Origin of the sequence: Candidatus Tenderia electrophaga, from assembly GCA_001447805.1 — a bacterium.
Classification (GTDB): domain Bacteria; phylum Pseudomonadota; class Gammaproteobacteria; order Tenderiales; family Tenderiaceae; genus Tenderia; species Tenderia electrophaga.
Genome location: CP013099.1, coordinates 2210882 through 2224566, shown reverse-complemented (window position 1 = coordinate 2224566; position 13685 = coordinate 2210882). Strand labels below are relative to the sequence as shown.

General features: G+C 61.6%; 11 protein-coding genes. 5 read left to right on the top strand and 6 right to left on the bottom strand.

What is annotated here, in order from left to right; genetic code table 11:
• Positions 1–36: 36 nt before the first annotated feature.
• Positions 37–426 carry a 7-cyano-7-deazaguanine reductase gene (locus Tel_10245; GenBank protein ID ALP53493.1) on the bottom strand — a complete coding sequence of 130 codons (390 nt, stop codon included), beginning with the start codon at positions 424–426 and terminating at the stop codon, positions 37–39.
• A gap of 152 nt (positions 427–578) precedes the next feature.
• Here Tel_10245 and Tel_10240 point away from each other — a divergent pair, with 152 nt between their 5' ends.
• The 5 genes from Tel_10240 to mutL all read left to right on the top strand — a co-directional run bounded on the left by Tel_10240 (position 579) and on the right by mutL (position 8866).
• Positions 579–4088 (top strand): chromosome segregation protein SMC, encoded by a 3510-nt coding sequence (locus tag Tel_10240; GenBank protein ID ALP53492.1) that lies wholly within the window; start codon positions 579–581, stop codon positions 4086–4088.
• Positions 4089–4128: 40 nt separating this feature from the next.
• Positions 4129–5013, top strand: coding sequence for a hypothetical protein (locus Tel_10235; protein ID ALP53491.1), 885 nt, complete (start codon positions 4129–4131; stop codon positions 5011–5013).
• A 7-nt stretch (positions 5014–5020) separates the two neighbouring features.
• Positions 5021–5488: a tRNA threonylcarbamoyladenosine biosynthesis protein TsaE gene (locus Tel_10230; GenBank protein ID ALP53490.1), complete on the top strand. Its 468-nt coding sequence runs from the start codon at positions 5021–5023 to the stop codon at positions 5486–5488.
• A gap of 162 nt (positions 5489–5650) precedes the next feature.
• Positions 5651–6982 carry a hypothetical protein gene (locus Tel_10225; GenBank protein ALP53489.1) on the top strand — a complete coding sequence of 444 codons (1332 nt, stop codon included), beginning with the start codon at positions 5651–5653 and terminating at the stop codon, positions 6980–6982.
• Between the two features lie 84 nt (positions 6983–7066).
• On the top strand, positions 7067–8866 hold the full coding sequence (gene mutL / locus Tel_10220) for a DNA mismatch repair protein MutL (protein ALP53488.1): 1800 nt from the start codon (positions 7067–7069) through the stop codon (positions 8864–8866).
• A gap of 151 nt (positions 8867–9017) precedes the next feature.
• Here the strand turns inward: mutL and Tel_10215 are convergent, their stop codons facing one another.
• The 5 genes from Tel_10215 to Tel_10195 all read right to left on the bottom strand — a co-directional run bounded on the left by Tel_10215 (position 9018) and on the right by Tel_10195 (position 13685).
• Entirely contained in the window at positions 9018–10115 is a 1098-nt protein-coding gene (locus tag Tel_10215) for a permease (GenBank protein ID ALP54825.1), read from the bottom strand.
• A gap of 12 nt (positions 10116–10127) precedes the next feature.
• The gene (locus tag Tel_10210) at positions 10128–10940 is read right to left on the bottom strand and encodes a hypothetical protein (GenBank protein ALP53487.1); all 813 of its coding nucleotides are present in this window, start codon (positions 10938–10940) and stop codon (positions 10128–10130) included.
• On the bottom strand, positions 10937–11452 hold the full coding sequence (locus Tel_10205) for a hypothetical protein (protein ALP53486.1): 516 nt from the start codon (positions 11450–11452) through the stop codon (positions 10937–10939). Before Tel_10205 ends, Tel_10210 begins: the two co-directional genes overlap by 4 nt.
• Positions 11453–11674: 222 nt before the next feature.
• A complete protein-coding gene (locus Tel_10200; protein ID ALP54824.1) occupies positions 11675–13042 on the bottom strand; it encodes an adenylosuccinate lyase in 1368 nt (455 codons plus the stop codon).
• 13 nt (positions 13043–13055) lie between these two features.
• Positions 13056–13685, bottom strand: a complete 630-nt coding sequence (locus Tel_10195) for a hypothetical protein (protein ID ALP53485.1) — start codon at positions 13683–13685, stop codon at positions 13056–13058.

Below are 13685 nucleotides of genomic sequence, written 5' to 3'. Positions count from 1 at the left end.
GGTCGAGGCCGATGAATAGCGGACGGGACACGTGGATCAGGGTAGGCTGACCGGTGTGGGCGGCGTCCAGTTGGGCGCGCGGTGCTCGGCGATGACGGTGGTGTAAATCCCGCCGCGCACATTGAAGACCCCGGTGATGCGCATGAAGCGCGGCGCGGTGGCCGCCACCAGATCGGCGAGGATATCGTTGGTGACCTTCTCATGGAAGGCACCCGCGTCGCGGAAGGACCACATATAGAGTTTGAGCGCCTTCAGTTCGACACATTTTTGCTCGGGCACATACTCAATCTTGAACGTGGCGAAATCGGGCTGGCCGGTCTTGGGGCAGAGGCAGGTGAATTCGGGCACGTCGATACGGATGGTATAATCCCGCTGCGGCATGGGGTTGGCGAAAGTTTCCAGTTCTTTGGTGGGCTGTGTCGACATAATTTTTAAAAGACTCAAACAGTTAACGAATATCTCTGATCCCGGTGGCGGGAATAAAAAATACCAGCCTAGCGTCACTCGGCAGGTCTGGTATGATCGGGCAATATTTTAACGCGAAAGCGTTCCCGGATACATCTGAAGGTTACTCACGAATGCGTCTGAAGAAGATCAAGCTGGCCGGTTTCAAATCCTTTGTCGATCCCACCACCATCCCCCTGCCCAGCAACATGGTCGGCATCGTCGGTCCCAATGGCTGCGGCAAGTCCAACACCATCGATGCCGTACGCTGGGTAATGGGCGAAAGTTCGGCCAAGAATCTGCGCGGCGATTCCATGTCGGACGTCATCTTCAACGGCTCCACCGCACGCAAGCCGGTGGGGCAGGCCTCGGTGGAGCTGGTGTTCGACAACACCGAGGGGCGCCTGGGCGGCGAATACGCCCAGTACAACGAGATTTCCATCAAACGTCAGGTGACCCGCGACGGCCAGTCCAATTATTACCTCAACAGCACCAAGTGCCGCCGGCGCGACATCACCGACATCTTTCTTGGCACCGGCCTGGGGCCGCGCAGCTACGCCATCATTGAGCAGGGCACCATTTCGCGCCTGATCGAGGCCAAGCCGGAGGACTTGCGCGTCTTCATCGAAGAGGCGGCCGGTATCTCCAGATATAAGGAGCGGCGCCGCGAAACGGAAAACCGCATCAAGCATACGCGCGAGAACCTGGAGCGCATCGACGACCTGCGTGAGGAATTGGAGAAACGCCTCGCCACCTTGCAGCGTCAGGCCAAGACAGCGGAAAAATACAAGGCCTATAAAGAGGATGAGCGCAAACTCAAGGCCGAGCTGTTGGCGCTCAAATTCGCCAACCTGGAGGCCACCGTCAAGGAGCGTGATAAGCAGATCCAGGCCCAGGAGACCGCCCTGGAAGGCCAGGTGGCCGAACAGCGCGGGCTGGAGGCGGCCATCGAGAGCCAGCGTGAGCACCAGGTGGAGAGCAACGAAAGATTCAACGAGGTGCAAGGGCGTTACTATGCCATCGGCTCCGAGATCGCGCGCCTGGAACAGACCATCCAGCACGTCCGTGACACACGCCAGCAACAGGAACGTGAGATGGGCGAGGTGGAAGAGGCCTGGCGCGAAGCCACTGAACATCTCAGCAATGACCGTGACGCCATTGATGAGTTGAAAATGTCCCTCGAGTCACTGGAAGAGGAATCCCTGGTCGCGCGCGAAAAAGAAAGCGAATCCGCCTTGGTGCGCGATGGCGCGGAAGAGGAGATGCAAACCTGGCAGCAGCAATGGGACGAATTCAACCAGACCTCGTCCGAACACATCCGCAGCGCCGAGGTGGAGAAGACCCGCATCCAGCATCAGGAGCAGAGCCTGGCGCAAGTCAATCAGCGCATGCAGCGCATGGAGGACGAGCTGGGACTGTTGTCGCCGGGCAGTCTGGAAGGCGAGATCGCGGAGCTGAGCCAAGCGCGCGAGCAGTCGGAGGAACAGCTGGGCCAGCTGCACCACGAGTCGGAACAACAGGCCGAACAGATCCGCTATGAGCGCGAACACACCCAGGCCCTGAGCGGCGAGCTGGACGCCGAGCGCGGCCGGCTGCAGAGCATGCAGGGACGGCGCGCCTCGCTGGAGGCCCTGCAACAGCAGGCGCTGGGCAAGGACGATCACACGCTCAACGACTGGCTCAAGCGCAAAGGGCTGGACGACGCCGCGCGTCTGGCGCAGAACATCGACGTCGAGTCGGGCTGGGAAAAGGCGGTTGAGACGGCCCTTGGCCTGCACCTGGAATCGGTCTGTGTCGAGGGCATGGAGGCCGTCGCTGACGCCCTGAGCGATCTGGACAAGGGGGCCTTGTCCCTGTTCGATACAGGCATGGATGCGGGTCAAGTGGAGACCGGTGGCGCCGGCACGCCTCTGCTCGACAAGGTCCGCTGTGCTTATTCCATGGCCTCCCTGCTGAGTGGGGTGTATGCCGCCGAGACCCTGGAACAGGCCTTGGCGCTGCGCTCACAGATCAAAGCGTCGGAATCCATCGTCACCCGCGACGGTGTCTGGCTGGGCCGCGACTGGCTGCGCGTGTCACGCGGCGTAGATGAAAAGGCCGGTGTGCTGCAGCGCGAACAGGAACTGAAATCGCTGCAAAGCGAGATTGAGGAAACTGCTGAGCGGGTGGATGAGCTGCAGGCCAAGCTGCAGCAGAGTCGTACGCGCCAGCAGGCGCTGGAGCGCGCTCAGGAAGAACTGCAGGGTACGCTCAGACAGGTGACCCAGTCTAAATCCGGCATCGAGTCCCAGTTGAGCGCGCGCCAGGAGCGCATGCAACAATTCCATAGCCGTAAGCAGCGCCTGGAAGGCGACATCGTCGACCTGCGCCAGCAGCGTCAGGACATGGAGGCGTCTCTGGCAGAAGCGCGCGCCCGCCTGGATGAGATCCTAGCCAAGACCGAGAACTTCGAACAGACCCGGCATGAGTTGCAGCAGCGACGCGATGCATTGCGTCAACGCCTGGAGCAGAGTCGCCAGCAGGCGCGCGCAGACCGGGACCGTGCCCATGAGCTTGCCCTCAAGCTGCAATCGCTGCGCGCCCAGCTGGAAGGTACCCAGCAGCGCTTGGAGCGTATGCAGGGCCAGTTGAGTCACCTGGAACGGCGCCGCGAAGAGCTGCAGGCCCAGCTGCGGAGCGAGGGCGACCCGGTGGCCGACATGACACAGGAATTGGAGGAAAAACTGGCCAAGCGCCTCGGTGTGGAAGAGGAGTTGCAACAGGCGCGCCGCGCCATGGAAGAGATCGACCACACCATGCGCGAGCTGGCCGACGAACGCAACCAGGCCGAACAGCGTTCCCAGGAGATCCGTTCCCAGCTGGAAAAGCTCCGCATGGCGAGTCAGGAATACCGCGTCCGCTGCCAGACCGTGCAGGAACAATTCGCCGAAACCGGCTTCGTCATGGACGAGGTCAGACAAGGGCTGCCCGACGCGGCCCAGGAGGCCCAGTGGCAGGAACAGGTCAATGAGATCGGCCAGCGTATCCAGCGCCTTGGCGCCATCAACCTGGCCGCCATCGAGGAGTTCGAGGAACAATCCGAACGCAAGAATTATCTGGACAAACAGAACGCCGACCTGATCGACGCCCTGACCACCCTGGAGAACGCCATCCGCAAGATCGACAAGGAGACGCGCACCCGCTTCAAGGATACCTTCGACAAGGTCAACGACGGCGTCAAAGAGCTGTTCCCGCGCCTGTTCGGGGGTGGTCATGCCTATCTGGAACTCACCGGCGAAGACCTGCTCGATACCGGCGTGGCGGTGATGGCGCGGCCGCCGGGCAAGCGCAATTCCAGTATTCATTTGTTATCGGGGGGTGAAAAGGCCCTTACCGCCGTGGCCTTGGTGTTCTCCATCTTCCAGCTCAATCCGGCGCCGTTTTGTATGCTGGACGAGGTCGACGCGCCGCTGGACGAGGCCAATGTGGGCCGCTTCTGCACCATGGTCAAAGAAATGTCCGAGAAGGTGCAGTTCATTTTTATTACCCACAACAAGACCACCATGGAGATGTCGGATCATCTCGCCGGTGTCACCATGCACGAACCCGGCGTGTCGCGCATGGTGGCGGTGGATGTGGACGAAGCCGTCCGCATGGTGGGTTAGCAACAGCCACTCACGCATAGGAGTTCACGGAAATAGACCAATGGATTCGCTACTCATAGTTCTGGTTGTCATCGGCGTCATCATGATTCTGGCCGGGGTGGCCAGGATGCGCAGTAAGACCCAGCGGCGCCGCAGTTGGGATGATATCGATCACAGTGTGTTGTTTTCCAAGGCCGGACCAGGGCGGGAGGGCGCCGCCGACGAACCGCCGTCGGCCCCGCACCCGGTCGCAAACAGCGCCGCGGATGCGCACGACCTGGAAGGCGAATCCCCGCCCCCGCGCACTGTTGATGCCCCCCTGGTTGATGAAGACGCGGGCGCGGAGCCATTCCGAATCAAAGTGGACGCTGACGATGCCCGCGCACACGAACGTAAAACGGCGGCGGCACCCGTCACCAAACGGGTGCGTTCCGTGCTGGGCAAATTGCGCGGCAATCATCAGGAGGCCGAGTCGCCGGCGGCGCAAGCCCCCCCAGAAAAGAAGGGCCACAAGCACGAGGCGCCTGACAAGGTGATTATCCTCAATGTCATGGCGCCGCCGGGACAACACTTCATCGGTCCGGCCCTGATCGAGATGATCGAGCGCAGCGGCCTGCGCTATGGTCCGGATATGCAGATCTTCCAATATATTGAGAATGACGCACCGCTGTTCGGTCTGGTGAACATGGTCAAGCCCGGTGTCTTCGATCTCGATGACCTGGAGCAGCTCTCCACCCCCGGTGTCAGTCTGTTTATTCAAATGCCCAACGACACCGCCAGCGGCCTGGCTGCCTTCGACACCATGCTGATCGTTGCGCAGCAGCTGGCGCAAAAACTAGGCGGCGAGTTGCGTGACGAAACCCGCAGCGTGTTGACCCATTCCGCCGTCGACCATATCCGCCAGCAAATCGCCGAATACGATTGCAAGTGGCTGGCCAGCGCCTAAGCTGACAATGTTGAACATCGAAACCGATGCCGCGATGCGCGCGTTGGGGGCGCAGCTGGCGCACACCTGCCCGCCACGCTGCGTGATCTATCTGCGCGGCGAGTTGGGGGCCGGTAAGTCCACCCTGGCGCGCGGCTTTTTGCAGGCCCTCGGCCATAAGGGCGCGGTGCGCAGTCCGACCTACACCTTGGTCGAACCCTATGACCTGCCGCAATGCCAGGTCTATCACCTGGACTTATATCGTCTGGCCGACCCCGAAGAGCTGGAATTTCTGGGGCTGCGCGACTGGTTGGATCAGGACGTGATTCTGCTGGTGGAATGGCCGCAAAAGGGGGCGGGCGTACTGCCGGCTGCTGATCTGGTGGTGGAGATCCAGTATTCGGGTCAGGGCAGGGCGGTGAGCCTGACGCCGATAAGCGATGCCGGGATGCGGTTCAAGGCAACGCTCGCGCAACTGTCCCACACTATGGGCTAAAGTTATGGCGGGTACAGACGAAGAAACAAGGGTGAAGCATCCGTAATTTGTCTTTTTTCTAGGAAAGTCTTGTATCTTTCTGGAAAATATGAGAAAAAGCTAAAGTATTATTTTAAGGGGTCATCCCGTGCCTCGAGGAATAACAACAAAGGGGTTGGAGTCATGCGGCGTCTAATCTATCTGCTAATACTCTGCCTGCTGCCGACCACTGCGAGTTGGGCGGCAAGAACGCTGGATTTCAGCAGTTTGCGCGTCGGCCATTACGACGATCACAGCAAGGTCGTGGTCGATCTCAACGGTCCGGTCAAGTACAAATATTTCACGCTTTCCCGTCCTGATCGCTTCGTGGTCGACCTGCTCGATGTGGTCGGCAAGGGCCATACACCCAGTCTCGATTTCAACGGCAGCGCCATTACCAAGCTGCGCAACGGCGTGCGCAAAGGCACCGACCTGCGCTTGGTGTTTGAGCTGGATCGCGTTGCCCCGGGCAAGGTGTATCTACTCACGCCCGCGGGTAAGAGGGGATACCGATTGGTGATTGAGCTGGCCGGCGGCGTGCCGCAACGCATGGTCAAGACACCAGCGCCGGTGGCGCCGGCGCCGCAAGTCAAAAAGGAAATCGTGGTGGCGCCGCAAAACCGCGACATCATCGTCGCCATTGATGCCGGTCATGGCGGTATCGACCCGGGCGCCAAAGGCCGCAAGGGTACGCTGGAAAAAGACGTAGTGCTGGCCATCGCCCGCAAACTGGAAAAGCTGGTGGAACGGGAAGAAGGCATGCGCCCGCTGATGATTCGCGACGGTGACTACTTTATCAAGCTGGGTGATCGCAAGGAGAAGGCGCGCCGTCACAAGGCTGACATCTTTATTTCCATCCATGCCGACGCCTTCCCCGATCCGCGCGCCAAGGGGGCATCGGTGTATGCGCTTTCTCAGAGCGGGGCCACCAGCGAGGCCGCTAAATTGCTGGCCAATCGTGAGAACGCCTCGGACCTGGTGGGTGGCGTCACCCTGGATGACAAAGACGATATGCTGGCCTCGGTGTTGCTGGATCTGTCCCAGAGCGCCACGATCGAAGACAGTCTGGATGTGGCCGACCGTATCTTGAAAGGCCTGCAGGGGGTTGCCAGAATCCATAAGCGTCATGTGCAGCAGGCCGGATTTGCGGTATTGAAATCCCCTGATATTCCATCGATTTTGGTGGAAACCGCCTTCATCTCCAATCCCACGGAAGAACACAATCTACGTTCATGGCGCTATCAGCAACAGTTGGCCGACGCCATGATGGCCGGCATTCGCAGCTATTTTATATCCAACCCTCCGCCCGGCACGCGCATCGCGGCACGCGAACATGTGATTCGCCGGGGCGAGACGCTGTCGGAAATCGCCTCACGCTATCATGTCAGTCTCGATACCTTGCGGCTGGCCAATCAGCTCCAGTCTGACAGTCTGCGTATCGGGCAGGTTTTGCACATTCCCACCAGCGACAGTTAAGCGGCCAATTGTGGGGGCGCTGAAAGCGTCACTCGCTTGCCGTATAATCTCAGGCTTATTTGAGCAAGCCAGTGTGGTCCCGCCGTGAAACGAGTTCAGCGTCTTTCCACCCATCTCGCCAACCAGATCGCCGCCGGTGAGGTGGTCGAGCGGCCCTCGTCTGTGGTCAAGGAATTGATTGAAAACAGCCTGGATGCCGGCGCCGATCATATCGAACTTGAGGTGGAAAAAGGCGGCATCGCCCTGATTCGGGTGCGCGACAACGGCGCGGGGATACATCCGGACGACCTGGTACTGGCACTGAGCCGTCATGCCACCAGCAAGATCAGCCAATTCGATGACCTCAGCCACGTGTCCAGTCTCGGTTTTCGCGGCGAGGCCCTGCCCAGTATCGCATCGGTCTCGCGGCTGCGCCTGGTGTCGCGCTACCGGGATGAAGAACAGGGCCGGCAGATCGCCGTCAGTGGCGGTGAGGGTAAGGCCAAGGCACAGCCTGCGGCCCATCCGGTGGGCACCACGATCGAAATCCGCGATCTGTTTTTCAACACCCCGGCGCGGCGCAAGTTCCTGCGCACCGAGCGTACCGAGTTCAAACATCTGGAGGACGTGGTGCGACGCATCGGCCTAAGCCGTTTCGACGTGGCGATCAGCCTCAAGCATGATCAGAAGTCGCTGCATCAATGGCGCGCCGCCAGTGATCAGGAAGGACGCCGCCGCCGCATCGGCGCCATCTGCGGCAAACCTTTTGTGGAGCAATCTGCCGAGATCGATGTCGAGCGCGGCGGACTCAGGCTGTGGGGCTGGGTCGGCCTGCCCACCTTTTCCCGCAGTCAGGCCGATCTGCAGTACTTTTACGTCAACGCGCGCATGGTCAAGGACAAGGTCATCGCTCATGCGGTGCGCAAGGCTTACCAGGATGTGATGTACCACGGCCGTCAGCCGGCCTTCGTGCTTTATCTGGAAGTGCCGGCCGAAGAGGTGGACGTCAATGTCCATCCCACCAAACACGAAGTGCGCTTTCGCGAAAGCCGCATGGTGCATGATTTCCTGTTTTCCAGCCTGCACCGCTGCCTGGCCGACCTGCGTCCGGGGGGCGGGCAGCCCCAGTCGCAATCGCCGGGGGAGTATGCCGTCCCCGCCGGCAATCCTGGCCCCGCTCAGCCCCGTCTCGGCAGCGCGCCGGCGCCGCGCCAACACGGCTTCGCCCTCGGCGTGCAGGAGGGCCGGGCGGCCTATGAAGGTATGCGCGCCCTGGCCGATAGCGCCGTCGCCGAGCGGCCCGCGCCGCAATCTGGCGAGGCTCCACCGCTTGGCTTTGCGCTGGCGCAGCTGCACGGGATTTATGTTCTGGCCCAGAACGACACGGGCTTGGTGTTGGTGGATATGCACGCCGCGCACGAGCGCATTACCTATGAGCGTATGAAGCAGGCCTGGGGCGATGCGGGGGTGCGTGCCCAGCCGCTGCTGGTGCCTGAATCCATGAGTGTCAGCGCCAAAGAGGCGCAGCTGGCCGAACAACATGCCGAGTTTCTGCGTGGACTGGGGTTTGAATTGGATCGCATCGGCCCCGAGACCCTGATGATCCGCGCCGTGCCGGCCTTACTGCGACAGGCCAACGCCAAGCCCCTGGTCACCGATGTGCTCTCGGATCTGGCGGTGGCGGGGGAAAGCAATCGTATCCAGGAGCGCTGTAATGCGATCCTCTCTACCATGGCCTGTCACGGTTCGGTGCGCGCCAGCCGCCAGCTCACGGTGCCTGAAATGAACGCCCTGTTGCGCGACATGGAACGCACCGAGCGCAGCGGCCAGTGCAATCACGGCCGTCCCACCTGGGTGCAGTTGTCCATGGGGGAATTGGACAAGCTGTTCCTGCGCGGGCGCTAGCCCGCCTGTCTCATCGGGTGCGCAGCCCCGCCTCACTCGTGAAAGGCCGAAGGTGGGAACAGGAATGGCGATGCCGGCTCGCTCGACAGGGTTTGAGAGTCCTCCATCCGTGTCAGCCTTCGACGCCACAGCCGCCCGGTGAAATTGCAGGCTAGTGGCTGTGGTTCTCGCGTGCCGCGGAGGGCAGGCGCTGCTGCAGCCTCTTGGCCAGCGACACCACGGCGGCCAATAATAGTACCGTAGCCGCCGAATACACCAGCCATGCCGGCAGCCAGTCAGGGGCGGCGCTGACCTGGGCATGGACATCGATGCCGTAAGCCTGCAGCAGGGCATCGGTGAGCAGACCGAAACCGACGCTGCTGACAGCGATGCCGGTCAGATAGGCGATCAGCACCTTGGTTCCCATTTCCTGATGGATCACGCCCATGGTGGCGATATTGGTCGCCGGTCCGGCCAGCAGAAACACCAGCACCGTGCCCGGCGAGACGCCGGCGATCAGCAGCGCTGCGGCGATGGGCGTGGAGGCGGTGGCGCAGATGTAGGTAGGAATCCCCACCAGCAGCATCAACAGCATGGCCGGCAGGCCGCTCCCCCAGTCGGCGAGTACCATGGGCGGGGCGAAGGTCTGCATCAGCGCCGCCAACAGCAGGCCGAAGGCCAGCCACAGCACCAGGTCGTCCACCATGTCCACCAGGCCGTAGCGTAGGCCATCGAGGGTGCGGGAGATCAGTCCTTGCCGTGTGACCGGCGGGGTTGTACAGCGTTTATCGGAACACTGGTTGTCGCCGCATGACTCTTCAAAAACCGCAAGCATGTCGCCGTCCGCGGGCACCTGCGCACGCGCCCGTTCGGCGCCGAAGACCAGCGTCAGCAGACCGGTGAAGATGGCGCTGCCGATGGCCGCCACCGGTCTGATCAGCGCCATCACCGGCCCCAGCAGGGCGTAGGACAGGGCGAGGGAGTCCACCCCGGTCTCCGGCGTGGCGATGAGGAAGGACACGGTGGAACTGCGTGAGGCGCCGTTGCGGCGCAGGCTGGTGGCGGCGGGCAACACGCCGCAGGAGCACAGCGGCAAGGGTGCGCCGATCAAGGCCGCCTTGGTCACCGGCCAGATGCCGTCGCCGCCGAGCCAGCGGTTGATCAGGTCTGCCGGCAACCAGGCCTTGATCAGACCGGCGCACAGGAATCCCAGCAGCAGCCAGGGCGCCGCCTCGAGAGAGATATCGGCAAGATTTTCCAGAATGGCCATCATCGCGGTTATTTACTCCAGTCTGGTGACTTTGATCAATATACGGCGCTGTTGTTCATCGCGCCGGTGCGTGGCATAGACGCGCGTCTGTTCCTGCTCTTGTTCCTGTTGGCTGTCACTGATCCCGCCGATCTCCAGCCATTCGCCCAGCTTGCCCGAGACGGTGGTGACGGCCTGTTGGCGGTTGATGACGCCGCCCCCACCACTGTCTAGCGTGGCGCTGAAGGGGGCAATCTGGAGCATCACACGGTCGTCACCGGTGAGATGAGGGGTGACGCGAAACCCGCTGCTGACGTCCTGATGTTCGATCACCGTCTCGGCCTGACCGTCGCGTAGCTGGCGCTTGGCCATGGGGACGAGCTGGCCGCTCTTGATCACGGCGCTGCGACCGTCCAGGACTTGCAGGCGCTGCCCGCTGGCGGCCTGGTCGCGACCGGCGCTGCGGTGGCGTTCAATCACGATTCTGGCCGTCTGCTCCGGCGACTCGCTCTGGCCCGATACGGTGGTGCGCTCGGCCGCGCGCGAGCCCGCCAGCGGTTGTCTCACCTCGATCAACAGGCGTTGCAGCGGCTGGTCCAATTGCTCGGCCAGTTCCCGGATCTCGCCGATGTTGCGCAGGCTGCTGCGAATAATGAGCTTGTTGTCCTTGGCGGTAAGCACGCCCTGTTCATCCACGAAGGGTTCCAGTGTCGGCACCAATTCGGCCGCCAGACGGTGCTCGAGGGCGATGATCTTGACGGTTTCCTCGGCCATGGCATGTTGCGCCAGTCCCAGCAGGAGCAGCAGCGCGAGCCAATGGCCAGGGCCTGGCAGTGGGCGGTTCACAGGTGTAGGCGGCGCAGGTCCGGGTCCGGGGCGCTCTTTTCCCAGCACTCGTCGAAGAATTTTTTGAGTTGGCGGCATGTTAAGGGCTCGTAAAAACTGAATTCGCCTGCATAGCGCGTGGCGAGCTTGCGCCGCAGCAGTCCGACGTCGTCGGCGATGACGAACTCCTCGGCAAAATCGCGGTATTCCAGCGGCGGTTTGCGCATCAACACCCGGCTGCTGAGGCGGTGACTCAACTCCACCAGACGACTGCCGCGTTTGACCGCGTCGGTGGAGTCCTTGAGGATGATGCGGATCTGGGAATAACGGCTGTAAGTCGCCAGCTTGAGTGCGGCGCTGTAGAGGGCTTGGCCGTTGTATACGCGGCGGTCGAGGCTGTGGCTGAAAATATCCAGTGACCGTTTCGCCTGTTGGGTGAGGGCGAGTACGGCGGCACTGCAGTCCTCACTGCTGTCGAGCATGAGCAGCTCGTCACTTTCACCCAGAATATAGTCGTCTAGCTGTAACGCCATGTGTACTCCCCATCTTGCTAAGCACTGATCCCATTTTAAGCCGCATTGTGACCGGATACAAAAAAGCCCGAACTGCTCCCTCCGCAGTTCGGGCGTGTTTCCGGACGGTTTGCGACGACCAGAGCGTTGGGGTGGATGTGGGGGTGCCGCCACAAGACTCGTCCGTAGGATCAATTATGACCATGCGCGGCCGGATTTCTGTGATCCGGTTCACACTTTGGCTTAGCAATTACGCGTCTGTTGTACGGCGTTGCCGATGTAGCTCGCCGGGGTCAGTCCCAGCAGGCGCTGCTTTTCGGCCTCGGGAATCGCCAGGTTTTGGATGAAATTCTTCAGGCTGTCCTGGTCGATGCCCTTGCCGCGCGTCAGTTCCTTGAGCTTCTCATAGGGCTTTTCGATGCCGTAGCGGCGCATCACGGTCTGAATCGGTTCTGCCAGCACCTCCCAGGCGTGGTCCAGGTCTTCCGCCAGGCGTGCCGGGTTGGCCTCCAGCTTGGCAATGCCCTTGAGGCAGGATTGGTAGGCGATGGCGCCGTGGGCCAGGCCCACGCCCAGGTTGCGCAGCACGGTGGAGTCGGTCAGGTCGCGCTGCCAGCGCGAGACGGGCAGTTTGGCCGCCAGATGGTCGAACAGGGCGTTGGCCAGGCCGAGGTTGCCCTCGGCGTTTTCGAAGTCGATGGGATTGACCTTGTGCGGCATGGTGGAGGAGCCCACCTCGCCGGCGACGGTGCGCTGCTTGAAATAGCCCACCGAGATGTAGCCCCAGACATCGCGGCAGAAGTCGATGACGATGGTATTGAAACGCGCCACCGCGTCGAAGAACTCGGCGATGTAGTCGTGCGGTTCGATCTGGGTGGTGTAGGGATTCCAGTCCAGGCCCAGACCGGTGACGAAGTTGGCGGCGATGGACTGCCAGTCCAGTTCGGGGTAGGCCGACAGATGGGCATTGTAGTTGCCCACCGCGCCGTTGATCTTGCCCAGCATGGGCACCATCACCACCTGTTCGCGCTGACGTTTGAGTCGAAACGCGACGTTGGCCATTTCCTTGCCTACGGTGGTGGGCGAGGCGGGCTGGCCGTGGGTGCGTGACAGCATGGGCTGTTCGGCGTACTTGTGCGCCAGATCGGAGACGGCCTTGATCATGTCGTCCATCATGGGCAGCAGCGACTGGGTGCGCGCGGCGCGCAGCATCAGGCCGTAGGCCAGGTTGTTGATGTCTTCCGAGGTGCAGGCGAAGTGAATAAATTCACTCACCGCCTCCAGTTCTTCGTTGCCGGCGATCTTCTCTTTCAGGAAATACTCCACCGCCTTGACATCGTGGTTGGTGGTCTTTTCGATATTCTTGACGCGCTGGGCGTCCTCGACGCTGAATTTGTCGACAATGTCGTTGAGTACCTTGGTGGCATGCTCACTCAGATCTGGCACCTCGTCGATATTCGGCTGGGCCGCCAGCATTTGCAGCCAGCGCACCTCCACCAGCACGCGGTGTTTGATCAGGCCGTATTCGCTGAAGATGGGGCGCAGGTCGGTGGTCTTGGCGCCGTAGCGGCCGTCGATGGGGGAGAGGGCGGTGAGTTGTGATAATTCCATGGTCATTCCTGTGTCAGTAGGTTTCATTCAAGAGTTCTTTAGTCTGGTTCAGCATTTTTTTGCGGTTGAACAGCAACCCCAGGCGGCGGCCGCCGCACTGGTGCCAGAGCACGGTGGAGCGGATGCCGGCCAGCAGCAGGGCGCGCACCTTGGCGGCGTTATGGCTGTTGCTGAGATGGCCCTGTTCGCCCTGGACGATGATCTTGGGCGCCAGGGTGCTGATGGTGTTGGCGTAGGTCTCGGCCAGGCTGGCGATGATGTTTTCGTGGCTGACGCTGCCGAAGTGCTGCAGCTGGGAGGTGGCCAGTTCGATGCCGCTGCCGAGCTTGTCCACCAACGCCGGCGCGCGCGCCAGTTTGCGCTCCAGGTGCATCAGGCCGATGACGTACTTGGTCAGCTCCATGTCGCGGTGATTGGTGGCGTCGCCGAACTGGTCGAGGATGGTCTCCAGCCCCAGGACCAGATGCTTGACCGAGCCGTACACCTCTTCGGTGGTCTTTGGGTCGGTGACGAACAATGTGTTGAGTGACGCCTCGAAGGGTTCTGTGTCGGCATGGCCCTGACGTGCCACCTGTTGCACCAGTTTGACGGCTTGCCAGATGCCGCCGAAGGCCATGACCTGTTCCCGATAGCTGTGTTGCAT

What these genes read in the sequence shown, in the direction of transcription:
- Tel_10215 (ALP54825.1), bottom strand. Translation starts at nt 10,115, where the DNA reads ATGGCCATTCTGGAAAATCTTGCCGATATCTCTCTCGAGGCGGCGCCC.
- Tel_10195 (ALP53485.1), bottom strand. Translation starts at nt 13,685, where the DNA reads ATGCAACACAGCTATCGGGAACAGGTCATGGCCTTCGGCGGCATCTGG.
- Tel_10235 (ALP53491.1), top strand. Translation starts at nt 4,129, where the DNA reads ATGGATTCGCTACTCATAGTTCTGGTTGTCATCGGCGTCATCATGATT.
- Tel_10200 (ALP54824.1), bottom strand. Translation starts at nt 13,042, where the DNA reads ATGGAATTATCACAACTCACCGCCCTCTCCCCCATCGACGGCCGCTAC.
- Tel_10230 (ALP53490.1), top strand. Translation starts at nt 5,021, where the DNA reads ATGTTGAACATCGAAACCGATGCCGCGATGCGCGCGTTGGGGGCGCAG.
- Tel_10225 (ALP53489.1), top strand. Translation starts at nt 5,651, where the DNA reads ATGCGGCGTCTAATCTATCTGCTAATACTCTGCCTGCTGCCGACCACT.
- Tel_10240 (ALP53492.1), top strand. Translation starts at nt 579, where the DNA reads ATGCGTCTGAAGAAGATCAAGCTGGCCGGTTTCAAATCCTTTGTCGAT.
- Tel_10205 (ALP53486.1), bottom strand. Translation starts at nt 11,452, where the DNA reads ATGGCGTTACAGCTAGACGACTATATTCTGGGTGAAAGTGACGAGCTG.
- Tel_10245 (ALP53493.1), bottom strand. Translation starts at nt 426, where the DNA reads ATGTCGACACAGCCCACCAAAGAACTGGAAACTTTCGCCAACCCCATG.